Below are 24,536 nucleotides of genomic sequence, written 5' to 3'. Positions count from 1 at the left end.
TTGCCTTCAGGGCAGCTTCGCGATGCGCTCGACGAGCGCCGCGTAGAAGCGGTCCGCATCGACCTCGTTGATCCACGTCGCGTTCGCCGCACGGCCGCTGCGCCCGTTCCAGTCGACGACGGTCTCGCCGAGCGTCCACTGCCCGGTCGTCTCGACCATCACGTTCATCTTGCGTCCACCGAACAGCGTCGGATCGACGAGATAGCCGACGGCCGTCGGGTCGTACATCGGCGCATCTTCGACGCCGCGCCGCTTCTTGTTGTACGCGAGTTCGGCCTCCATGATGTCCGCGACGATCGCGCCGCAGCGGTTGCCGAGCGCGCGGAACGGCGCCACGCGCGCGGGCGTGATCGGCGCTTTCACCGCGACGTCGCGCGGCAGCACGACGATCGGCACGCCGCTGCCGAATACGACTTCAGCCGCCTGCGGATCGACGTAGATATTGAATTCGGCGGCCGGCGTGATGTTGCCGCGCTCGAAGAACGCGCCGCCCATCAGCACGATCTCGCGCAGCGCGCCGCGAATCTGCGGCGCTTCGACCAACGCGGTCGCGAGGTTCGTCAGCGGGCCGAGCGCGCACAGCGTCACGCTGCCCGGCGCTGCGCGGCTCAGCGTATCGACGAGATACGCCACCGCGTGACCGGCGGCAAGCGGTGCGTGCGGCTCGTGCAACTCGACGCCTTCGAGCCCGGTCTTGCCGTGCACGTTCGCGGCCGTCACGAGGTCGCGCACGAGCGGACGCGGGCAGCCTGCGTAGACGGGCAGCGTCTTCGTGCGGCCGGCCCAGTCGCGGATGATCCGCGCATTGCGTTCGGTCAGGTCGAGCGGCACGTTGCCGGCGACAGCGGTCAGCGCGCGCACGTCGAGCCTGTCCTGCGCGCCCAGCGCGAACAGGATCGCGATGGCGTCGTCCTGCCCCGGGTCGGTATCGATGATCACCGTGCGGCGCGCGGCGTCGCCGCCGGCCGCGAACGCGCCCGTTTCGGGCAGCAGTGCGGTGCCGGCCAGCGCGGCGGACAGTTTCAGGAAGGTGCGGCGGGATGCGATCGGATGGGTCATGGTCGGGCGCTCAGAAAACATGCCGGACGCCGAGCGTCGCCATCATCTGGCGTGTGCCGGTCGACCGTGCGTACGCGAAGATCTGCGCATGGTCCGCGTCGCCGGCCGCCTGCTGCGCAATCACCGTCAGCGCGACGTCGGTGCGTTTCGACAGGAAGTAATCGGCCTGCAGGTTCACCTGGTGCCATTTCGGCCGCTTGTCGATCACGTCGTACTTGCCGTTCGTGAACGCATACGCGGCGCCGAGGAAGAGCTGCGGCGTCATCGTGTAGACGACGTTCACGCCGAGGTTCTGCAGGTGCAGGTGCGAATTGTCGAGGTAATCGTAGCGCACGTCGGTAAACATCGCCGCGAACTGCGCGCGGCCGATCGTGTAGAAGCCGCCCGTGCCCGCGATCCGCTGCCGGCTCGCGTAAGCCGCCGGCGACATCGCGCTCTTGCTGAAGATCAGCAGCGGCGACGCATAGTCGTTCGCGATCGCGCCGTCCTGGTTCGTCGCGCTGTACGGATGGTTGTACTGCGCGTAGACCGCGCTCCAGCGCAGCGGGCCCTGCTCGTAGCCGAGCCCGAAGCTGTATGCGCTGTTGTTCGCGAAGCCGGTCGTGTTGCTGAAGCCGTACAGCGCGGTGAATTTCAGGCCGTAGTAGACGGGGCTCACGTACTTCACCGAGTTCTGCACGCGGATGTCGTTGTAGCCGTTGTCGTTGTCGCCGATGTTCACGCCGTTGCTCGCGATGATCACCGGCCCGATGTAGTCGTGGATCGCGTCGTACTGGCGGCCGAACGTCAGCGCGCCGTAGGTGCGGTCGGCGAGGCCGACGTAGGCCATCCGCCCGAACTCGCGGCCGTTCTGCGCGGCCGTGCCGGTCATCACGTTGAAGCCGTTCTCCAGCTGGAAGACCGCGGATAGTCCCTGCCCGAGATCCTCCTTGCCCTTCAGCCCCCAGCGCGGGTTCTGGTTCGTGCCGGACAACGCCTGCCAGGCGTTCTTGCCGCCCTGGTTGGTCGCGTACCCGACACCGGCCGAAATGAGGCCGTACAGCGTGATGCTGCTTTGCGCACAGGCATGCGTCGCGAAGGCGCCGAGCATCGCGAGCGGGGCGAGCTTGTAGAGAGTTTTCATCGGGTCGTGTGATCGGTGGTGGTCCAGGCGCGGCAGGGTTCCGCGAACTGGCCTCGACTATACGAACCCGGATCGGATAATAAAAGTTTGCTTTTATTATGGTTCAATAAAACGGATTTATTCTCATCCAGATCGCTCCCGTGCCCGCCGCACCGGCCGTCAATCCGCCGTGTCGCCGCCCTTCGGCAGCTTCGACCATGCCTTGCGCCCCGGCAACGGCGACCACGCCGGCCGCGTCTTGCGTGCACTGTCGATCACGACCAGGTAGCGACCCGCGATCGGCGTGATGTCGCGATCGCGACGCAGCACCCACAGCGACTTGCCGGCCTCGACGCGTGCCTGGTAGTCGTCGTCGAGCAGGCCGTGCCGGTCGAAGAACGTGTTCAGCGAGGCGGGAATGCGCACGCACCCTTTCGAGTGCCGGATGCCCAGCAGCGCTTCGAGGCGATCGGGGTCGGTCGCATGCATCTGGAAGCGCATCGGCGATACGCCGCCCTTGCCCCACCCGCGCTCGCCGTCCACCCAGCCGAAGTCGTAGATGCGCATGTCGCGGTGCCCATAGCCGCGAATGCCGTTCTCGTTCGTCGTGCCTTCCGCGCGGAAATCCATGTTGTCCGGCGAGTGGTGGAACACGCCGAGCGGCGTCAGGAAATGGTCGTACGTGCCCGGCAGCCCGGTGCCGACCGGCGATGCGCCGATCATCATCCACGCGTTGGCCGGCGTCGCGCGGAAGTAGATGAACAGCGCCTGGACGTTCGGCGCGCGGTCGACCATCGCGATGTATTCGCCGGCGAGGTTGCCGAGGTCAGCATCGACGAGCGCTTTCTGGAGGCGCTCGCCGTACGCGCGTTGCTCGTTTGCCGGTACGTTCAGGCGCCGCGTGACCTCCTGCGTGAAGCGCTTGCGCATGTCGATTGCGCGCGCCGTCGCGTCTTTTGCCTCTTCGGCCGACAGGGGCGGATGCTGGCGCGGCGGTGTCGGTGCGGGGGCTTCGGCCTCGCTGGCGGGCGTGGCGGAAGCGGCCGATGCAGGTACGGCGGCGGAAGCGGCGGAGGCTGCGGAGGCGCCCAATGCACCCGATATGCCCGATGCCGGGCTGGCAGGCTGTGCCGGATGCGCGTGCGATGCGGCAGGCGCGGGCTGGGCCGCTGACGCACCCGACGATGCACGCGCCGCCGAAGCGGGACGCGCCCGAGAAGCTGCCGATGCGGGTAACTCGACTGATGAGGATGACGTAGCGATGGGCGACGATGCGTCGGACGCCGCAAAAGCAGACCGCTCGACCAGCACGGAGATCGGCAATGTCGCCGCGAGCCAGATACATGCAGCGGCGGCACGGGAAAGACATCGCGGTTTCGCAAATCGCCGCGTGAAGCTGAAAGGCATCATACGTTCGAAGCCATCGGCCGATCTGGCCGCCGCATGCTGCTGTTGCGGGCGGCGCATCGTCCGCGCGAGCCATCGACACGTCCGGCGCATCGCATGCGCCCGGCGCCGACGCCTCTTCGCGGCGGAGCCGTTCGCTGTCTCAACGCGGTCGGTCCGATGGCGGCTAATGAGTCGTCAGGCCCTTCATTTTACGCGTCTCGGCAATAATCGACAGGGGCGAACGTCGTGGTTTTGCGCTTCGTCACGCTTTGTTTCAACTCGTTGCCGCTTGCTTTTTCGTTACGTGGCAGTCTGATTTGCTGTGCGTTAGCGATCGATACAGGAAGCGGAGTATTTCGCGAAGGCACGACTGGATCTTCAAATCGATTCGGACGCCAGATCACTCCCGAGACGCAGTACGTGAGGTACATGCCGCACGCGCGATGCAATCGCCATCGCATCGCACGCACGCCGCACGGACCGTGCGACACGCGTGCGCAACCACCGATTACTTCGAGATGGTTTCGAGCGCGACGCCCTTCGTACGCGGCCCCATGAACCCGATCGCGGCCATTACGATCACCATCGCGCCCGCGATGAACGCGAACACGCCGAACGTGCCGAAGCCCTTCAGCACGGCCGCGATCACGAACGACGAGAAGATCGCCGAGAAGCGGCTCCACGAATAGACGAAGCCGACGGCCCGTGCGCGGATCGACGTCGGGAACAGCTCGGCCTGATACGCGTGGAAGCTGTACGACATGATGTTGCTGGCGAGCGTGAGGCCGATGCCGAGCACGATCAGGAATGCGCCCACCGTCGTCTGGCTGAACAACAGCCCGCAGACGACGATCGCCGCCGCCATCGCGACGATCACCGACTTGCGCTCGAAGCGGTCGGCAATCACGAGGCCGATCAGCGGGCCGATCGGCGCGGCGAGCGCGATCACGCTCGAATACATCAGGCTCGACGTGATCGTGATGCCCTGCTTGATCAGCAGCGTCGGCACCCAGTTCGCGAAGCCGTAGAAGCCGACCGTCTGGAACACGTTGAAGATCGTCATCATGATCGTGCGGCTGCGATACGGCTGCACCCACATGTCGCGGAAGCTGCCGCGCGGCGGCACGGGCTCGGCGGGCGCGGGCGGCGGCAGCGGCCGCCCGTATTCGGCTTCGACCTTCGCCTCGAGCGCGCGCATGATGCGGTCAGCTTCTTCGACCCGGCCCTGCTGCGCGAGCCAGCGCGGGCTTTCCGGCAGTTCGCGGCGAATCCACCACACGAACAGCGCGCCGTGCGCGCCGATCAGCACGACCCAGCGCCAGCCGTCGAGGCCAAACGGGGCGTGCGGCACGAGCAGGTACGCGAGGAACGCGACCACCGGCACCGCGACGAACCCAACCGCCTGCTCGCACGCGAATGCGCGGCCGCGGATCTGCTTCGGGACGAGCTCGGAGATGTACGTGCCGATCGTCACCATCTCGACGCCGAGGCCGAGGCCGACGACGAAGCGCCAGAAGTTCAGCCCGGCGGCGGTGTCCTGGAACGCCATCACGACGTTGGCGGCCGTGTACCACAGCAGCGACCACGTGAAGATCGCGCGGCGGCCGAAGCGATCGGCGAGGAAGCCGCACGCGATCGTGCCGATGAAGAGCCCGGAGAACAGCGCGGCGATGAAGCTCGCGACGCCCGTGGTGCCGAACAGGCCGTGCGTCGTTGCCGACAGGATCCCGCTTTTCACGAGGCCGGGGGCGACGTAGCCGCTATAGAGCAGGTCGTAGAGCTCGAAGAAGAAGCCGAGGCTCAGCAGGATGACGAGTTTCCAGACGGTGCGGGTTGGCGGCAGGCGGTCGAGACGGGCCGAGATGGAGCCGGGGTCGATCGTCCCGACGCGGGTGGCGGCCGCTGCGGCGAGCGGGTCGGGCTGGGTGGATGCCATGGTGGCAAGTCTCCGGATTCTTGATTGTCCTGGCGCTACCAGAGGGGCGTTGGCGAGCGGCTTCGCGCATTTTAGCGAGGCGAGCGGCGGAACACATCAGTCATCTGACGCGCGGTCGCGCGCCGCAACGCAGAGGAGCAGCCTTGATCAAACCAGTTCCACCGTCACTGGCGATCGGAGCACAACGTCATACGGGCTTCACCGCCGGCCAATCGACGCTCTCTGCATCCAGAAAATCGACGCCCTTGATGCAACGCCTGATGGCTTCGCGGCGAAATTCCTCGGAGCAGATCAGCGCGTTGCTGCTCCCCTCCATGCCATTCAGCTTGAAGACAGGACATACGAAATCGTCGAATACAACCAGCTTCCTTATTCTTGCGATTCCGCCAAAATTTCCCGCCTAAAAACTTCGACTCGCCGCCGTCCACCTCTTCAGGTCGAAAGCTCGGGAAGATTGCAACGCAATAGCCATCTCCCGATGCGGGCGTTCCTTCCAAAGACAAAATCCTGACCGGTGCGACGTCCACCATCGGGACGTTCAGTTCAGAAACGACAGCACCAAATCTTTCGCTCATCAGGTAATGAAAACCCAAGTCTGCGCGGACATCAAAATCGTACCGATCGTCTTTAGTGATGAAGACGACGCCATCCGGAAATTTTTCGTGCGCCTTCCCGCGCGACGGGTTTGCATACCAGGGGAAGTATCCGACGCCTACACTCGTGGTGTCCTGATAGTACTTGTCGTACAGCGCGCCATTCAGCGTCGGGCATCCCGGGTCTGCTCTTTGAGACAGAACGTAATACTTCACGGCAGACAGTTCCTCGCCCTGCGAATCCAACTATCGCGAATCGCAAGCATCAGCAGAAATACTCGCCCCCCTTTTGTACCACCGGCCTCATCTGGCCGCCTTGCTTCTCACATTGACATTGGGTCCGTGCGCACAAACAACACGAAGCCTCCGGACTTTTGGTCAACGGCTCAACACTCGCCCAGCGAGCGGCCAAGCTTGCCAATCAACAAGTCATTAATCGATGCCGCCGAATTCTCCAGAAAATCGACCCGCGTCACGGTCGCGACTCCTCACGACAAGAATTACTGAATGAAAAGCAAAGGCTCGCCTTCACTTGCCAAAAACCCAAGCAGATTATCAGGAGATGCCGACGCCCAATCAATCTCATCAACCCCTCTGAATTCGACACCAGCAACAACCTTCCTTTTTGCTGCCTCCCTGGCAAATTCCTCGGAACAAAAGATTGCACTTTGCGCTAAATCCAAATTCTTTATCTTAAAAAAATCAAACTCCACCTCATCCTTAAATTCAATCCTATCAACCACAAAGCAATCCTCAAATTCATTCAACCCAACTATCGAAGATTCTTCCAGCACACCCTCTTTATAAATATCAGATCCAAATGAAATTATATGATACTCCTTCTCCGAAATATCCCGCCCCTTCGAATCAACGATAGCTATAGACTGCGCCTCATTAATTGGAATAGAGAAATCAATCAAAATCTCCAAAAATCTCCGACTGACAATATGAAATTTCGAATTGGCGCCACTCGACCTAATGTCATAAGAAATTAGCTTATCACGAGATATCAGGAACATTTCGTCCGAAAACATTCTCCCTGGCAAGTCTCGATAGTTATACCAAGGCTTCTCTCCATAATTCACATCCAGCACATTCTCAACAAACTTATCATAAACGACTCCCTGCATCGCACCAACCGGACAACCGCGTTCCTTTTTTTCGAGCAATGCGTAGTAACGGCTTGACATATTAACCTCAAGTTAAACGAACCGGGCTCGCCCCCGGTGACATTAACAAAACCCGACTTGTATTTTGCAACTGAGAAATTTTATCGCGCGCCTGTGCTGCATCAATAGCTCCGCGCTTGAACGCAGACTCGATACGATCGACCTGCAAATTAATTCCAGCCGAATATATCGCGTGCGAACCACAATGATAAAATTTTCTCTTCATCGATTTAGCTTTTTGCTCACTATCAGGCATGAGCAAACCATTCTCTTTCGAGTCACGCTTTCCTTTCATTCCAATGTCGTCGAAAAATGCCTGATGCTTCCCCCATATTTCTTCCGGAATCAAATGATGCGCCTGCATATGGTCGCCGGTCACCCCACCGAGATTGCGATTCAATGTAGAACTACATAGTCCCCGGGGGTCGATCCACTGGATCGGATTGGGTGCATACTGAAATAGGTTAATACCACCTGCAAGGCCAATCGGATCCTCGCTGATGAACCGCCCCGTCTCCTGATCATAGTATCGGTTCCGGTTGTACCTCAGACCCGTCTCGGCATCCTCCTGCTGCCCCTGAAACCGAATCGGATTCCTCGGCGTCACGCCCGCCGACTTCGACGCCCGCGCAATCGCCTCCCGCGCTTCACCCCAGGCACGATACGAGGCCTCCCATACCACCTCGCCGCCCTCGTCCGACATCAGCAACGGTGTCCCGATCCGGTCACAGTGGTAGTAGAACAGACGCGCATCGGACTGCCTTTCCGGCATGCGTTGCAGCGGATCCTGCTCCGGCACATAGGGCTCGTCCTCCTTCCACACCGGGGTCTGAATTCCCATAACCGGTTGAGCTGTCACATATTGGGCAAGCGGAACGAACGATTTAGGCTCGTACACGTACTGCGTCGCGCCGGCTTCGTTGCTCTCATAGGCAAGTTGATCACCGTCCCAGCCGAACACCGTTCGCACTCCATCCACGTCCTTGCCAATCCGCCGCCCGAAGGGATCGTAGAAATAGCGGGCCTCATGCTGCCGCGCAGTCTCCTCGACACGCACCACTCTCAACCGATTGAATCCGTCCCACTCGTATTCCTGTCGACCCGACGGCGAACGCTTCCCGATTAGATTTCCGCGAGCATCGTATTCGAAGTGGGTGCCCGCATATTCCTTCAACAGATTCCCGAGCACTCGCGGTACCTCTCGCGGCAGCGTGCTATCCACGCTGTCCGGCACCACGGGGCTTGCTTTCGCCGGTCCCGACGTACGTGTGTGCCGCGGACTGCCGTGATCGATGATATTGCTCGCCGGGTCGAACGCGAAATGCTCCGCGCCGAGCGGCCCGATCGCCGCAATGAGGCGGCCGATCGGGTCATAGCGATAACTGATCAGCCCCTTTCGGCTGTCCTCGATATGTTCGAGTTGTCCAATCGCATCGTACCGATACCGGCGTTCAGCCAGCGCAGCCGGCGCATTCGATCGCCGAACCGTCTGCCGGGTAATCCGGCCGGCCGGATCGTATTGCGTCTGTTGCGCCAGCTTGCTCGACAACGTCCGCCCCGTTTCGCGGTGTAGATCGTCGCGCTCGAACTGAATTCGTTCTTCGCCATCGAGCATGAACCCGTGCACGTGACCGGAACCATAGATCAGCCAGTCAAGCATATGACCATCGGGGCGGACGGTCTTGATCTGCGTGCCGATTTCATCGTATTCGTGATGCCACACGTAGCTGCGCGATTCGCCAAACAACCGATAGGCGTGATGCTCACGAACCAGATTACCGACCGGATCGAAAAACATCTGTATCCGGCTGTGACTGTTGCGCGCCTCGATGAGCCGTCCGCTCGCGTCGTACGCGAACCGCTCCTCACTGGCACCCGAGATCCGGCGCGCGATCCGGCCGGCCTGATCAAACTCGAGTTCCGTCACCTGCCCGGCCTCATCGATCTTCACCGGCTGCAGCGTGCCTTCGGCGTATCCGTATGTCGTCCGCTTGCCGTCGAAACCGATCTCTTCCAGCAAGCGCCCCGCAGGATCGTAGTGAAACTGATAGGTCGCGCGATTCGCATCGGTCAATGCAGTCAAGCGACCGAGACGATCGTAGCGATATGCAAGCGTATAGCCGAGCGCATCGACGCGGCTTGCCACACGCCCCGCCACGTCGTACGAAAAACGCGTGACGCGCTCCATCGGATCGGTTTGGGAAAGCAACCGGCCTTCTGCATCATGCGTGAATCGGATAGTGCCCGCCGCCGACGAGACCTCGCTCAACTCGCCATTCTTGCCATACTGGTAGACCGTGGCATTGCCCGCAGCGTCGATCGACTGCGCGAGTCGCCCATCGGTATCGTAGCGCCACTTCGTCACCTTGCCGGAACAGTCGGTGTACTGCAGCAATTGCCCGGCGTCGTCATAGACGAGCGAAGTCGCACCACCCTTGGCATCGACCATCTTGACCGGCATCCCTGCCGCGTTGTACGCGTACTTCGTCTCACGCCCGAGCGGATCCTTCTGCCCCACGAGATTGCCCGCGTCGTCATACGAACGCTCCCACACGTACCCTTCGGGATCCTTGAGCCGAACGATCTGATCCTTGTCGTCGTACTCCATCGCGACAACCGCCCCGTCGACGCGATAGTGCTTCGTCATGTTCCCGCGCGCGTCGTAGTCCATCTCCTCGATGCCGCCGTCGCGATGAACGTGCATCACCAGGTTGTTGTCCTGGTCGCGCCGCATCCACTCCTCGGTGCCATCCGGATACGCGATCCGGTACATGTACCCGCGGATGTTGTAGTAGTACCGCGTGACGTTGCCCAGCGCATCGGTCACATAGGTCAACCTGATATTCGGATGCCACATCAGGCGAATGTCGTGACTGCCGTCATCGGCATATTCACGCACGCACTGTGCGTTCGTATTGTCGTCGCGCTCGGCCCCCTCCCACTCGAGGTTCATGCCGCGGCCCGTGCGATCCGTGTAGCGGGTAATCAGGTGGCGATGGTACGCATACTGGCGTGCGTTGCCGTAACGATCAGTTGCCCGAACCAGGTCGCCGTTCTCGTCGTATTGGTACTGCGCGAGTGTCCTGCGGGTATTCGCGTCGACGATCTGCTCGATCGTTGCGATACGCCCGCGGCTGTCGTGACGAAACGCGAGCGTATGGCCGGCCGAGCTGACGAGCCGCGCCAGGCGATTCGCGTCGTCGTAATCGAGCGCGATCGTATTTCCCGCGCGGTCCTTCTGCAAGGCGAGGCGGAACGAATCGCCGCGCTTCTCGTAGACATGAAGCAAATCGTGACCGTACGCGACAGTCACCCACGTGTCGTCGAGCCGGCTCAGCGTGACGCCTTCCACGCGATCGTCGTGAACCGCACCTGCAGCGAGCGCCGGGTATTCGATGTTGCGGCCGGTTGAGTCGCTGTAGATCCACTTGCCGCCCCGAACATCGATCCGCGTCATGTACGGCGACAGCCAGCGCGCACCCAGTTCGCCGTCGTCGTATCCGGCCAGCCGGGACCGATAGACCCGCATCCACACGACGGGCATCGCACCCGGCAATTCAAAATCGGCATGGGAAAACGTTTCGTCACCGAACGCATAGCTGATCGAACCGCTCGATGCGCCTACCCCGCACTCTTCGCAATGGTCGACGCCGGAGCCCTTCGCCTTGGCCTCCTTCTTCGCCGCTGCAAGCGGTACCTGCGGCCGCCGGGCCTCTGCTTCAGTCGTGCCCTGCGATTTGATCGATGCAGTCCGCATCGCTTCACGCTTGTGCCGCAGCGCATTGATCAGCTTCAGCAGCAGCCACATCAGCTTGCCTTCGTCGCTGCCCTTCAGTTCCTTGATCTTGGCGACCACCACCGGCGCCAACGTGCGCAACGACGCCGCGATCGAGCGAATCGGCGCGACGTACTTCTCGGGAACGAGCCCTGCCGCCGTGCTGCCGGCGGAGTTGGCGTTGCGCTTGCCCTTCGCCACCAGGGACTCGGACAGATAACCCCACGCCCCCTTTACCTGGTCCGTGCTGAGCAATCCGCTCTTCTTCATCAACTGCTGGTATTCGGCGGCTTCCCGTTCGTTCTTAGTCGGATCGAACAGCTTGCCCGCCACCACCGCGTCGATGCCGTCGGCCAGACCCGTGAAGATCTCCTGCGCTTTCGCGGCGCAATGGTCGATCAGGTCGTTGACCACGGCCTGCAGCTTCGTCAGGAAATCCTCGACCTCGGTCGAAAACGACGCCTGCACGTGCGTGACGACGATCGACACGACCGCGGCCCCGATGTCGCGCTTGTGAATCAGAAGCTGGTTACGGATCAGCGCAAGCAGCGGCCGTGCCGTGAGGCGCATCGGCGCCAGTACCGGCGGGAACGGAATCACGCCGATCAGGTTGATCGCCAGCCCGAGATAGTCGAGCAGTTCACCGCCACGCTTGCGGATGATCGAGACGATGTCGGTCAGCGCGTCGGCCAGCGCCATGAGGTTGTTGAGGACCGGAATCATGCTGGCCACCGTCGCCAGCCGGTCGACGTTCACGTAGCCGTTCGTCACGCTGATCAGCCACGCGTTGAAGCCTTCGCCGGACGCCACGACGTCGTCCGGATGCACATCGGTCAGCCACGGTGTGGCCTGCTCATATTCCGCGCCCGGCGGGAGTTTTTGATCTGCCATGCTCTCAGGATTCTTCTCGTTGTTCGCTTTTCGGCCCGCGGCAGCCGTCCCCGGTTCATCTTTTGGACGTCGTGCCAGCGACCCGCGGCATTGTACCGACGAATGGACGACCGGAAAATGAAAGGTAGCGACTCTGGAACCCGGGCCCGAAACGGGTCATCGCACCCTATTTGATGGCACGGCTTGCCCCGAATGTTATGTAAATTCGGTAACCAACTATCTGGTCGATCAGCGTCACCGAGCACCATGAGCCGCGACTTTTCTTCCGTGGCACGATCGACGCAAGCCCGGTAAACCGGGCACGAGCCGCCAGATCGCGGCCCGTCGCTCATGCGCGGCACCCAAATTCCGCCCCCGCAGATTAGGACATTGCTCGTCCCCACACCCCGGTAACATGCTACCGGGCCAACCACCGGCTTCCGGGCGCCTTTCGGCGACCTGAATTGTCGGCAAATCGTAAGCATTCCATGTTCATACAACGACTATCCACCTACGCTCGGCGGATCGCCCTGATCGCGCTGCTGCAGTTCGCGGCGATCGCGACCGCGTCGGCGTTTCCGGCGGCCGCCTCGGCCCCGAATGCGAGCGGCGTCGGCGCGCCCGTCCCGGCCATCTCGCTGAACGACGCCGTCGCGCAGCTCAAGCAGATGCAGGCCGAACTGGACCGCATCAAACAGCAAACCTCGACGGCGTCCAACAGCAAGGAGCTGGACGGGCTCAGCGACTCGACGCAGGAGCTGAGCACCGATGTCGAGAAGCTGCAGAGCGATCTCGTGCCGCAGCGTGCGCAGCTCCAGGGGCAGCTCGACGTGCTCGGCCCCCCGCCCGCCGACGGCGCCGCGCCTGAAACGCCGGCCGTCGCGAAGCAGCGGGCCACGCTGAACGCGCGCAAAACGCAGCTCGACGCGGCGCTGAAGCAGGCCGCCGACCAGAAAGCCAGCCTCACGAACCTGAACGAGCAGTTCGCGAAGCTGCATCGCGGCCTGTTGAAGAACCAGCTCGCGTTCCGTTCGGGCGGCATTTTCAGTGCGCAGTTCTGGCTGCCGCTGTTCCATCTTTCGCCGGACGACGCCCAGCGCCTCGGAGATTTCGACGAAGAAATGCTCGACATGCTGCGCTCGTCGTGGGTGCCCGGGCAAAAGGCCATCACGGTGCTGCTGCTGGTTGCCGCATTCGCGGCATGGATCGGCGGCCGCCGGCTCATCGAGCGCGGGCTCGCGTGGTTCTGCGTGAACCGCCTGCCGGCCACGCGTTTGCGCCGCAGCGCGCTGGCGTTGTCGACCGCGCTTTCGACGCTGCTGGCAACCGCCATCGCCGTCCAGATCTTTTACCTCGCCGTCGCGCGCCAATACGACCTCACGCCGGCGCTGAACGATCTGTGGGACCAGTTCGCGAAGCTCGCCGCGACCTGCGCCCTGATCGCCGGGCTCGGCCGTGCGCTGCTCTGCACGAAGCATCCGTCATGGCGCCTGCCCGCGCTCGCCGATCCGGTCGCGCTCGCGATGAAGCCGTTCCCCGGCATCCTGGCCGCGCTGCTGCTGGTGTCCGGCACGCTCGAATCGATCAACCGGATCGTCGACACCAGCCTGTCGGTCACGCTGTTCGGCCGCGGGATCGTGTCGCTCGTCGTCGCGGTGACGGTCGGTGCGTCGCTGCTGCGCTCGAACCGTGCGCGCAGCGCGCTCGCGGCCGCCGGCGAAGCGCCCGAGCAGCGCTCGACGCTCGCCGGGCTGATCCATGCCGCCGTCACGCTGGCCATCATCGCGACCCTGATCGCACTCCTGATCGGCTACATCACGGTCGCGCGCTTCATTACCTACGAGCTCGTGTGGTTCGAGATCGTGCTCGGCGCCACCTACATCCTGATCCAGTTGACGCGCGACGCGAGCGAAAGCCTGTTCTCGTCGAGCCTGACGACGGGCCAGCAGATCAAGCACCTGTTCGCGCTCGAGGATCGCCACCTCGACCAGGCCCGCACGGTCCTGTCCGGCTTCGGCACGAGCCTGCTGATGCTGATCGCGGCCATCGCGCTGCTGACGGGCGGCTTCGGCACGACGCCGGGCGACCTGATGGACAGCGCGGTCGCGATGATCGGCAGCCAGCGGCTGCAGAGCCTGAACATCATGCCCGACCGGATCATGAACGCCGTGATCGGGTTCGCGATCGGCTTCTACCTGCTGCGCTCGCTGCGCCGCTGGCTCGACAGCGAGTTCATGCCCGCGCTCGGCATGGATACCGGGATGCGCGTGTCGCTGATCACGCTGTTCACCAACGTCGGCTACGTGCTGCTCGTGCTGATGACGCTCGGGCTGCTCGGCGTCCGGTGGAACAACCTCGCGTGGATCGTCAGTGCGTTGTCGGTGGGTATCGGTTTCGGCCTGCAGGAGATCGTGAAGAACTTCGTGTCGGGGCTGATCCTGCTGACCGAGCGCCCGGTGAAGGTGGGCGACATGATCAGCATCGCGGGCGTCGAAGGCGATATCCGCCGCATCAACGTGCGCGCGACCGAGATCCAGCTCAGCGACCGCTCGACCGTGATCGTGCCGAACTCGCAACTGATCTCGCAGAACCTGCGCAACGTGACGATGGGCAACAGCACGCAGGGCGTCGCGACGCTGGTGCTGACGTTCCCGCTGAACACCGATCCCGAGCAGGTGCGCGACCTGCTGCTCGAAGCCTATCGCTCGCATGCGGCGATTCTCGAGAAGCCGGCGCCGTCGGTCACGTTCAGCCAGCTCACGCCGGACGGCATCACGCTGAGCGTGACGGGCTACGTGTCGAGCCCGCGGATCGCCGGCTCGACGAAGAGCGACCTGCTGTTCGAGATCCTGAAGCAGTTGCGCGCGGCGGGCATCACGCTGTCGAGCCCGCAGATGCTGGTCGTGCAGAACATGCCGGCGGCGGGAGACGCGTGACGCGGCTCGCACGCTTGCCGTCGCGCGGATGAACGAAGGGCCGGCACCGCAACGCGGCAGCCGGCCCTTTCTCCTTCTACGCTGCGCCCTCCCGGGCGCCCCGCATCAAACGTCGAACTTCACGCCCTGCGCCAGCGGCAGCTGACGGCTGTAGTTGATCGTGTTCGTCGCGCGGCGCATGTAGGCCTTCCACGCGTCCGAACCCGACTCGCGGCCGCCACCCGTTTCCTTCTCGCCGCCGAACGCGCCGCCGATTTCCGCGCCGCTCGTGCCGATGTTCACGTTGACGATCCCGCAGTCGCTGCCTGCTGCCGACATGAACTGCTCGGCCTCGCGCATGTCGTTCGTGAAGATCGCCGACGACAGGCCTTGCGGCACTGCGTTGTGCAGTTCGATCGCGTCGTCGAAGTTGTCGTAGACCATCACGTACAGGATCGGTGCGAACGTTTCGCGCTCGACCACCGCCGATTGCTTCGGCATCCGCACGATGGCCGGACGCACATAGTACGCATCCGCGTGACCGACGTCGACGCGCTCGCCGCCCTTCACCTCGCCGCCCTGCTCGCGTGCATCGCCCAGCGCCTTCTGCATCGCGTCGAACGACGCGCGATCGACCAGCGGGCCGACCAGCGTGCCTTCTTCAAGCGGGTTGCCGACCTTCACCGACGCATAGGCCTTCTCGATGCGCGGCAGCAGCTGGTCGACCAGGCTGCGATGCACGATCAGGCGGCGCAGCGTCGTGCAGCGCTGGCCGGCCGTGCCGACCGCCGCGAACGTGACCGCACGCACCACGAGATCCAGGTCGGCGCTCGGCGCGACGATCATCCCGTTGTTGCCGCCGAGCTCGAGGATGCCGCGCGCGAGACGCTGGCTCAGCACCTTCGCGACTTCCTGGCCCATCCGCACGCTGCCCGTCGCGCTGACCACCGGCACCTTCTTCGACGCCGTCAGCACCTCGCCGACATCGCGCATGCCGAGCACCAGCTGGCTCAGCTCCGCCGGCGCGACGCCCGGGTGGGTCTTCTCGAATTCGCGGATCGCCTTCTGCAGCAGCACGTGGCATGCGATCGCGGTCAGCGGCGTCTTCTCGGACGGCTTCCACACGACCGAATCGCCACACACGAATGCAAGCGCCGCGTTCCAGGCCCACACGGCGACCGGGAAGTTGAACGCCGAGATCACGCCGCACACGCCGATCGGGTGCCACGTTTCCATCATCCGGTGGCCCGGGCGCTCGGAGGCGATCGTGAGGCCGTAAAGCTGGCGCGACAGACCGACCGCGAAATCGCAGATGTCGATCATTTCCTGCACTTCGCCGAGGCCTTCCGACGTGATCTTGCCGGCTTCGAGCGTGACGAGGGCGCCGAGCTCGGCCTTGTGCTCACGCAGCACGTTGCCGAACACGCGCACGAGTTCGCCGCGCACCGGCGCCGGCACCGTGCGCCACTTGAGGAATGCGTCGTGCGCGGCGTCGATCTTGCGCTCGGCGTCGGCGGGCGTGTCGACGGCCAGCGTCGCGAGCGTCGCGCCGTCGAGCGGCGAACGCGCGGTCAGCGCATTGCCTTTCCACTGGGCGAGATCGATATCGAGCGCGGCAAGAATGTCGTTGAATTGCATCACTTCCTCTTCAGGGACAGATTGATCGGTGCGGCGGCAACGCCGCCCGCGTGATTCGATTGGAGCGCGTTCGCGCGCCCTGTGCAAGCGGATGCGCCGCGCGGCAGGCCCGGTGCGCCGTTGGGCGCATCGCGCCGCGCCGCCGCCGGAAGCCCGCCGGACGGCGCGCTCCCGCCTCGCAGGGCACGATCCATGAAACACATTGTCGGTGGCCACAAGTCGGGCCGCTATTGATATTAACTCACGACTTCATTCCGAAAACGCAACACCCGGGCGGGATGACGCCGTGCGTTTCTTCGCTGATATCAGACTTATCCAAGGCCCGTGACCGGGCATCGGCGATGCCGTGACGGCGCACAAGTTGATGACAAAGCCGCATCACCCTGTTCGGAAATATCGTTTGCCGCCCCGTGCACCGGGCACACACAATCGTTGCGACGTCGAGGTGCAACGCACCCGGCGCGCCGCCGGCCGCCACCACGGCTGCCGGACGACAGACGAAGGCGACACGCATCGCGGCCCGCTCACCCGGCCCGCTTCAGCACCGCATCACCGCTGCCCGGCACCGCGTCGCGCTTCGTCACCGAAAAACAATCCCGGAGACAGCGCCCAGCGCCCGCCATGCATTCAGATGCCCGCCCCGATTCGCCCCGCCCCTCCGGCTCGCCGCCCGCGAAGCCGTCCCTCCACCGTGCGCTGCAGGCACGCCATCTGCGGATGATCGCGATCGGCGGCTCGATCGGCACGGGCCTGTTCGTCGCGTCCGGCGCGTCGATCTCGCAGGCCGGCCCCGGCGGCGCCATGCTCGCGTACATGGTGATCGGCCTGATGGTCTATTTCCTGATGACGAGCCTCGGCGAAATGGCCGCGTTCATGCCGGTGTCGGGCTCGTTCGCGACCTACGGCGCGAAGTTCGTCGACGAAGGCTTCGGCTTCGCGCTCGGCTGGAACTACTGGTACAGCTGGGCCGTGACATTGGCTGTGGAGCTCGTCGCCGGGCAGCTCGTGATGAACTACTGGTTCCCGCATGTGCCGGGCGTCTGGTGGAGCGCGCTGTTCCTCACGCTGATCTTCGCGCTCAACGCGCTGTCGGTGCGCGGCTTCGGCGAAGCCGAATACTGGTTCGCGCTGATCAAGGTGCTGACGGTGCTCGCGTTCGTCGGCGTCGGCTTGCTGATGATCTTCGGGATCATGCAGGGCGGCCCAAGCGCGGGCTGGGGCAACTTCACGATCGGCGACGCGCCGTTCGCCGGCGGCTGGGCGACGATGCTCGGCGTCGCGATGATCGCGGGCTTCTCGTTCCAGGGCACGGAGATGATCGGCGTCGCGGCCGGCGAATCGGAAAACCCGCGCACGACGATCCCGCGTGCGGTGAGCCAGATCTTCTGGCGCATCCTGCTGTTCTACGTGTTCGCGATCTTCGTGATCGGCGTGCTGATTCCCTATACCGACCCGAGCCTGCTGAAGAGCGACGTGACCGACATCGGCGTGAGCCCCTTCACGCTCGTGTTCCGCCACGCGGGCCTCGCGTTCGCGGCCGGCGTGATGAACGCGGTGATCCTGACGGCCGTGCTGTCGGCCGGCAACTCGGGCATGTATGCATCGACGCGGATGCTCTACAACCTCGCGGTCGAAGGCCGTGCGCCGAAGATCTTCGCGAAGCTGTCGCGCAGCGGCGTGCCGCGCAACGCGCTGTATGCGACGACTGCCGTCGGCGCGCTGTGCTTCCTCACGTCGCTGTACGGCGACAAGACCGTGTACCTGTGGCTGCTGAACACGTCGGGCATGGCCGGCTTCATCACGTGGCTCGGCATTGCGGTCAGCCATTACCGCTTCCGCAAGGGCTTCCTGAAGCAGGGCTACCGGCTCGACCAGCTGCCGTACCGGTCGAAGTGGTTCCCGTTCGGCCCGCTGTTCGCGTTCGCGCTGTGCGCGGTGATCGCGCTCGGCCAGGATTACCAGGCGTTCCTCTCCGACAAGATCGACTGGGTTGGCGTCGCCGCGACCTACATCGGCCTGCCGTTCTTCCTCGCGATCTGGCTCGGCTACGCGATCGTGCGCAAATGCCGCCTCGTGCGCTACGAAGACATGGAGATCGCTCCCTGGATCGAACGCAACGCGACGCCCGAGCCCGCCCCCCAAGCTGAAACCGGCTACGCGGGCTACGTCGCCCGTCCGGCCAACCCGACGCCGGGCACCTGATCGCCCGGATCGGCCTGGATCAATCCGGATCGCACCGGCCGCCATGCGAGTGCGGCAGCCGGTGCCCAGCCCCCCATTCGACGCGGCGCGCACGTTCAGGCAAGATCGACGCGCGCCGCCTGTTTTTCCGCCGTCAAGAGTCAACGAAATCGCATGCAGAACTTCTACGAAGCCACCGTTACCCGCCAGCCCTACCCGCAACTGACCGGCACGATCGACACGCAGGTCTGCATCGTCGGCGGCGGCCTCGCCGGCCTGTGCACGGCGCTCGGCCTCGTCGAGCGCGGCGTGCATGACGTCGTCGTGCTCGACAGCGAACGCGTCGGCTTCGGCGCATCGGGCCGCAACGGCGGCTTCGTCTTCGGCGGCTACAGCCTCGACAACGCCGACCTGCTGCGCACGCTCGGCCGCGACGAAGGGCGCCGGCTGTACCGGCTCACCGTCGACGCGGTCGACCTGATCCGCGCGCGGATCGCGCGCTACGGCATCGACTGCGACATCGTCGACCAGGGCGTGATGCTCGCGAACTGGTTCGACGATCCGTCCCGGCTCGACAGCGTGCGCACGCTGATGAAGGATGAGCTCGGCGTCGACTGGGAACCCGTTTCGACGGACGCGCTGCGCAAGCGGCTGAAGACGCAGCGCTATTACGGCGGCCTGTTCGAGCCGAACGCCTTCCATTTCCATCCGCTCAAGTACGTGCTCGGCGTCGCGGCGGCCGCGTCGCGCGGCGGTGCACGGGTGTACGAACGCTCGGCCGCGCTCGGCATCGCGCGCGAGGGCGCCGGGTACGTCGTGCGCACGGCGCAGGGCACGGTGCGCGCGAAGGACGTCGTGTTCGCCGGCGGCGGCTACGCGCGCGGCGTGTCGCCTCGCATCGAGCGCGCGGTGCTGCCGATCGCGACCTACGTGATCGCGACCGAACCGCTCGGCGCGCGCCTGCCGGACGCGATCGACGCACCGTACGCGATCTACGACACGCGTTTCGCGTTCGACTATTACCGCCCGCTGAAGGACACGCGCATCCTGTGGGGCGGCCGGATCTCCGTGCTCGACCGCGGCCCCGACGCGATCGCGCGCCTGCTGCGGCGCGACCTGCTGCGCGTGTATCCGCAACTGGAGGGCGTGAAGGTCGACTATGCGTGGGGCGGGCTGATGAGCTATGCGCGGCACAAGATGCCGCAGATCGGCCGCGACGCGGACGGCGTGTGGCACGCGATCGCGTTCGGCGGCCACGGGATGGCGCCGACCACGGTGGCCGGCGAAGTGCTCGCGGCCACGCTGGCCGAAGGCCGGCCGGTGCCGGAAGGCTTCAACGCGTTCGGGCTCACGCGCACGTTCGGGCTGGCTGGCCTCGCTGCCGCCCAGCTCACGTACACGGCGTACCAGGCCCGCGACGCGCTCGCGTCCTGCCGCCGCTGAGCGGCGGCCACGGCGGCCGAAGCCGCCCTGCCGATTAGAGCGGAAGGTCGGCCGGGCGGGAATTTCCCACATGCTAGAATGGCTTTTCCAAGCCGCCGAAGCCACAATAAAGCCACATGAAAGCAGGAAGCAAGGCCGCCACGTCCGACACCCGCGCGCTTCCGTCCGATGCGCGGCGCAAATACGATCCCGAGCAAACCAAGCGCAACATCCTCGACGTCGCCACGCAGGAGTTCTCCGCGATGGGCCTCGCCGGCGCGCGCGTCGATGCCATCGCCGAGCGCACGAACACGACGAAGCGGATGCTCTATTACTACTTCGAAAGCAAGGAAGGCTTGTACGAGGCCGTGCTGGAGAAGGTGTACGGCGACATCCGCGCGCTCGAGCAGGAGCTGCACGTCGGCGACATGGAGCCGCGCGAGGGCATGCGCCGCCTCGTCGAATTCACGTTCGACTATCACGACAAGCATCGCGACTTCGTCCGCCTCGTGTCGATCGAGAACATCCACGGCGCGAAGTATCTCGAACAGCTCAAGTCGTTCAAGAACCGCAACGTCAGCATCATCAAGACGCTCGAGGAACTGGTCGAGCGCGGTGCGGCGAGCGGCGCGTTCCGCAAGGACATCGACGCATTCGACCTGCACCTGCTGATCAGCTCGTTCTGCTTCCACCGCGTGTCGAACCGCTACACGTTCGGCGCCGCATTCGGCCGCGACCCGTCGGCGCCGCGCCTGCGCGCGCGGCACCGCGACACGATCGCCGACGCCGTGCTGCGCTACGTCGCCGCATAAACAGACGGTTTCCCTGCCAGACTCGAGCCGGGCGCGCGCCATCCGCGCCCGGCGCTCCCTCGTGAGTCAGTCCGTCGGCGCGGTCGACGCCAGTGAGATCCGCGCCTTCTCTTCGGGGCTTCCCGCCACGAAATACTTCTTCGCCCAGCTCGAATCGGGTGCAAGCGCGAGCCGCGCATGCGTGCCCGCGCCCCCGTCCATGCCGTGCCGCTTCACATTGATCGCCAGTGCCCGCGCACGGTAGTGCTCGTACAGCCGCAGGAATTCCGCGAGATAGATCGCCGCGATCCGCTGGTCGCGGATCTCGAGCAGGTTCTCGTCGTTGTACTGCTCGGAATTGCGGCTCATGTTCGCCGAGCCCGTATAGACGACCGGATTCGCACCTTCCGCATCGATCACGATGAACTTGTGATGGATCACGACAGGCGGAAAGGCCGGCGCCGGCTCCCCCGGAAACAACCGCAATTCCGGCTCGAAGCCCTGCGGCACGGTGGCCGGCGAGAAATACTGGGCATCGATCACGTCGTGGTTGTCGCGGCTGCGGTGATACAGCTCGAGGTTCGCGAGCGTCGCTGCGTCGAGCGTCTGGCCGGCCTGCTGCCCGGCATCGGCTTTCGTCGCGCTGCCCACGTTGATCTTGTTCACCAGCCCGAACATCATCAGCCCGCGGTCGCCGGCCGCGAAACACGCGTCGCGCAACGCCGCATCGGTCGGCATGAACAGGCAGAAGCACACCGAATGCTTCGCGGCCGCGATCGCGGCAACGATCGTGTCGATCTCGGTGCGCTGCCCCGCCGGCTCCGGCGAAAACGCGAGCCGCACCTGCGCGCTGCCGATCGTCATCGGTTCCGACCAGCCCGGCGACAGCTTCGCCGTCTCCGCGATCGACGGATTCCCGGCCAGCGCATGCGCGCGATCGTTGTACAGCGCGGCGAGCGCGGGCGAGTCGAATGCGTGCAGCACGTTCGCCTGCTCCGTGAGGCCTTCGGTCGTGAAGTTCGCGGAACCGGTCAGCACGCGCGCGGGCGCCGCATTCGACGGCGCATCAGTCACGATGAACTTGTCGTGCATGATGTGCGTCTTGTCGCGCGGCGCGAGCGTCGCGAGACCCTGCAGCGCGTCGACGGCCGGCTGGTTCGGCGACGGCAGCGGCGGCTTGCCCTTGCGCGCCGTCGTGTGCGCGTCATAGACGATCGCGAGCGTCGCTTCGCCGTGCGTGCGCCCGAACGCTTCGAATGCAGGCAGCGCCCACAGCGTGTCGGTCAGGTGATAGACGGCCGACGCGGCGCGCGACGCGGGGTCGAGCATCTCCGCGAACACCTGCTCCATGTCGTTCGCGAGCCACGTGCGCAGCGTCAGCGCCTGCGCGGCGCTCGGCGCCGCATTCGGCGCGAGGCCCAGCGCCGCGACCTGCCTCGCGAAGGCCTGCGAGCTGACCACCGCGCGATTGAACCACGTGCCGATGCCGTCCTCGATATGCGCGGGCAGCACGACATCGCACACGCCGGCTTGCGCGTCGAGCACCTGCAGGTTCGTCGGCGTGCCGACGACCGGATACACGTCGTAGCGGAACGCCGCACCGCGGTCCTGCGGATCGATGCGTGCATCCCACCACATGAATTTCTGGATCGGCGCCTGGTCGGTCGGCGCATCGCCCTGCGTGTGTGCGGCCGGGCCATCGAACGTCAGGCGGTTCGGCAGCCAGCTGTCCGGCGCGCGCGTCTTGCCGTCGGCCGACCAGAACCCCGGCGTGCGCCGGATCGCGAAGCCGAGGAAATCGGACCGCGACGCCGCATCGGGCCAGTCGAAGGCCAGCAGGACCAGGGTGGGGGAAAGATAGCTGCGCACGCTGACGGTCATTCGTTGCTCCCTGGCCTGGCGGCCGGTCGAGTGAATGGGTCAGTCTTGACGGTGCATCTTCCCTGTGGATGACGGTTCGATGAACCTTGTATGTCGGACGCGCGTCAGTCGCACACGAGCAGCTCGATCCCGCGCGCGGTCAGTGCACGGCGCACGGCCTTGTCGGGCGCGCACTCGGTCACGAGATAGCGGGCGGCGCCGGTGCCGTTGATCCGCACCGGCGTCACGCGGCCGAATTTCGAATGGTCGGCGACGATCATCGCGGTGCCGGCCGCCGCGATCATCCGGCTGCGCACCTCGGCCGCGAGCCGCGAGTAGTCGGTGCATTCGCCGTCGGGCGTGATGCCGCCGGCGCCGACGAACGCGAAATCGACGTGGTACTGCGCAAGCTGCTGGATCGTGTCGAGCCCGAAGGTCGCATCTTCGTCGTCGGACAGCTCGCCGCCGAGCAACGTCACACGGTTGCCGTTGCGCCGTGCGAGCACGAACGCGGTGCGCCAGTCGTTCGTGTAGATCGACAACCGATGCCGGTCGGTGAGCGCGAGCGCCACCGCATGCGGCGTGCTGCCCGAATCGATCAGCACCGACGCATCGTCGGGCACGAACTCGGCAGCGCGCCGCCCGATCGTGCGCTTCGCCTCCGCGTTCGCGGCTTCGCGCTCGGACAGGCTCGGCTCGCGGCGATCCGCGGCCAGCGCGCCGCCGTGCGTCATCACGAGCAGGCCGCGTGCGGCCAGTGCGTTCAGGTCGCGCCGCACGGTCTCACGCGACACGTCGAGCGAGCGGACGAGTTCCGCGACCGACAATGCGCCCGACCGTCCGAGTTCCGACAGGATGAATTGATGACGTTGTTCCGCCAGCATCGCGTGTGCGCCCGAGGCGACTGGTTATGGGTAAGCCGGCCATTGTATTACGGCCGTTTGACCGGCATTTGACTGCGGCGGGAAACCCGCCGGGCCGCGTTTCCCGAAAGCGAAATTCTGTATTGCCTGACGCGCGCGAATCGGCGCGGCACCGGTTGCTACACTTTGCGCTTCGCCGAACGACCGACCAAGCAAAGGGGCTCGCGCCATGTATCGCAAAGGCAGTGTGATCGAAATCCAGTTTCCGCCCGAACGCCTCAACGACGCGGCCGGCGATCCGTACTGGATCGACCTGACGCTCGACGAGGCCCGCCGGCTCTACGAACAGCTCGCCGCGCGCTTCGCGACCGACGCACGCGCCAACCAGCCGCTCGACACGTTCTCGATCGACTGATCGCGGCGGCTTCACGCTCGCCCGCTCCGCATCCCGGGGCGGCGCCCCGCCTTCTCCCGGCACCGACGGCCGCCCGCGCGGCACACGGCATGAGTGCAGGATTCGACAAGACGCCCGCGTCGCTTCCCCCGATACTGGCCGACTTCACGATTCTGTCCGGCCGCGTCGCGGCCCGCCACGCATGCTGACCTCGCTCGTCGCCGCCGCTTTCGTCGCCCTCTGGTCCACCGGCTTCATCGTTGCGCGGGCAATCAAGCCCTACGCCGATCCCAACCTGTTCCTGCTCGCGCGTTTCGCGGGCACGGCCGCGCTGTTCGGCGCGGTGGCGCTCGTTTCCCGCGCGCCGTGGCCCGCCCGGCGCGAATGGCCGCGCCACCTGATCGCGGGCGCGCTGCTGCAGGGCGTCTATCTCGGCGCGAGCTACTGGGCCGTCGCGCAAGGGCTGAACGCCGGCGTCATGGCGCTGCTCGGCGCACTGCAGCCGCTCGCCACCGCCGTGCTGGCCGTCCCGCTGTTCAACGAGCGCCTGCCCGCGCGCGGCTGGTTCGGGATGGCGCT

General features: G+C 64.9%; 16 protein-coding genes. 6 read left to right on the top strand and 10 right to left on the bottom strand.

Translation table 11 applies throughout. The features are described 5' to 3' along the window. Window positions 1–6: 6 nt before the first annotated feature. The 7 genes from G3N96_RS26270 to G3N96_RS26240 all read right to left on the bottom strand — a co-directional run bounded on the left by G3N96_RS26270 (window position 7) and on the right by G3N96_RS26240 (window position 11,914). Entirely contained in the window at window positions 7–1,059 is a 1,053-nt protein-coding gene (locus tag G3N96_RS26270) for a nucleoside hydrolase (RefSeq protein WP_206138984.1), read from the bottom strand. 10 nt (window positions 1,060–1,069) lie between these two features. Next, window positions 1,070–2,182: a porin gene (locus G3N96_RS26265; protein ID WP_206138983.1), complete on the bottom strand. Its 1,113-nt coding sequence runs from the start codon at window positions 2,180–2,182 to the stop codon at window positions 1,070–1,072. 159 nt (window positions 2,183–2,341) lie between these two features. Then, window positions 2,342–3,661 (bottom strand): hypothetical protein, encoded by a 1,320-nt coding sequence (locus tag G3N96_RS26260; RefSeq protein WP_206138982.1) that lies wholly within the window; start codon window positions 3,659–3,661, stop codon window positions 2,342–2,344. 397 nt (window positions 3,662–4,058) lie between these two features. Then, entirely contained in the window at window positions 4,059–5,486 is a 1,428-nt protein-coding gene (locus G3N96_RS26255) for an MFS transporter (RefSeq protein WP_206138981.1), read from the bottom strand. Between the two features lie 164 nt (window positions 5,487–5,650). Continuing rightward, window positions 5,651–6,295: a hypothetical protein gene (locus G3N96_RS26250; RefSeq protein WP_206138980.1), complete on the bottom strand. Its 645-nt coding sequence runs from the start codon at window positions 6,293–6,295 to the stop codon at window positions 5,651–5,653. Window positions 6,296–6,579: 284 nt separating this feature from the next. Then, the gene (locus tag G3N96_RS26245) at window positions 6,580–7,269 is read right to left on the bottom strand and encodes a hypothetical protein (protein WP_206138979.1); all 690 of its coding nucleotides are present in this window, start codon (window positions 7,267–7,269) and stop codon (window positions 6,580–6,582) included. A 7-nt stretch (window positions 7,270–7,276) separates the two neighbouring features. Beyond that, window positions 7,277–11,914, bottom strand: a complete 4,638-nt coding sequence (locus tag G3N96_RS26240) for an RHS repeat-associated core domain-containing protein (protein ID WP_206138978.1) — start codon at window positions 11,912–11,914, stop codon at window positions 7,277–7,279. 467 nt (window positions 11,915–12,381) lie between these two features. On the opposite strand from G3N96_RS26240, the gene G3N96_RS26235 reads away from it, so the two are divergent. Continuing rightward, the gene (locus G3N96_RS26235) at window positions 12,382–14,829 is read left to right on the top strand and encodes a DUF3772 domain-containing protein (RefSeq protein WP_206138977.1); all 2,448 of its coding nucleotides are present in this window, start codon (window positions 12,382–12,384) and stop codon (window positions 14,827–14,829) included. A gap of 105 nt (window positions 14,830–14,934) precedes the next feature. On the opposite strand, the gene G3N96_RS26230 is transcribed toward G3N96_RS26235, so the two are convergent. Then, entirely contained in the window at window positions 14,935–16,446 is a 1,512-nt protein-coding gene (locus tag G3N96_RS26230) for an aldehyde dehydrogenase family protein (RefSeq protein WP_206138976.1), read from the bottom strand. Between the two features lie 621 nt (window positions 16,447–17,067). On the opposite strand from G3N96_RS26230, the gene G3N96_RS26225 reads away from it, so the two are divergent. The 3 genes from G3N96_RS26225 to G3N96_RS26215 all read left to right on the top strand — a co-directional run bounded on the left by G3N96_RS26225 (window position 17,068) and on the right by G3N96_RS26215 (window position 20,861). Beyond that, complete coding sequence (locus G3N96_RS26225) at window positions 17,068–18,648, top strand: amino acid permease (RefSeq protein ID WP_206138975.1); 1,581 nt, start codon at window positions 17,068–17,070, stop codon at window positions 18,646–18,648. Between the two features lie 153 nt (window positions 18,649–18,801). Continuing rightward, complete coding sequence (locus G3N96_RS26220; RefSeq protein WP_089475571.1) at window positions 18,802–20,070, top strand: FAD-binding oxidoreductase; 1,269 nt, start codon at window positions 18,802–18,804, stop codon at window positions 20,068–20,070. A 116-nt stretch (window positions 20,071–20,186) separates the two neighbouring features. Further along, the gene (locus tag G3N96_RS26215) at window positions 20,187–20,861 is read left to right on the top strand and encodes a TetR family transcriptional regulator (protein ID WP_011353990.1); all 675 of its coding nucleotides are present in this window, start codon (window positions 20,187–20,189) and stop codon (window positions 20,859–20,861) included. A gap of 66 nt (window positions 20,862–20,927) precedes the next feature. On the opposite strand, the gene G3N96_RS26210 is transcribed toward G3N96_RS26215, so the two are convergent. Both G3N96_RS26210 and G3N96_RS26205 read right to left on the bottom strand, forming a co-directional pair. Then, window positions 20,928–22,721 (bottom strand): phospholipase D-like domain-containing protein, encoded by a 1,794-nt coding sequence (locus G3N96_RS26210; protein ID WP_206138974.1) that lies wholly within the window; start codon window positions 22,719–22,721, stop codon window positions 20,928–20,930. Between the two features lie 104 nt (window positions 22,722–22,825). Next, a complete protein-coding gene (locus G3N96_RS26205; protein ID WP_124584936.1) occupies window positions 22,826–23,584 on the bottom strand; it encodes a DeoR/GlpR family DNA-binding transcription regulator in 759 nt (252 codons plus the stop codon). Window positions 23,585–23,792: 208 nt separating this feature from the next. Between G3N96_RS26205 and G3N96_RS26200 the strand changes: the two genes are divergently transcribed. Further along, window positions 23,793–23,978, top strand: a complete 186-nt coding sequence (locus G3N96_RS26200) for a hypothetical protein (protein WP_006480515.1) — start codon at window positions 23,793–23,795, stop codon at window positions 23,976–23,978. A 181-nt stretch (window positions 23,979–24,159) separates the two neighbouring features. After that, on the top strand, window positions 24,160–24,536 hold a 377-nt coding region (locus tag G3N96_RS26195), incomplete at its 3' end, for an EamA family transporter (protein WP_206138973.1).

The organism is Burkholderia sp. Se-20373 (assembly GCF_017104705.1).
Classification (GTDB): Bacteria; Pseudomonadota; Gammaproteobacteria; order Burkholderiales; family Burkholderiaceae; genus Burkholderia.
The sequence above is the reverse complement of the archived record's forward strand: the minus strand, read 5'-3'. Positions and strand labels throughout refer to the sequence as shown.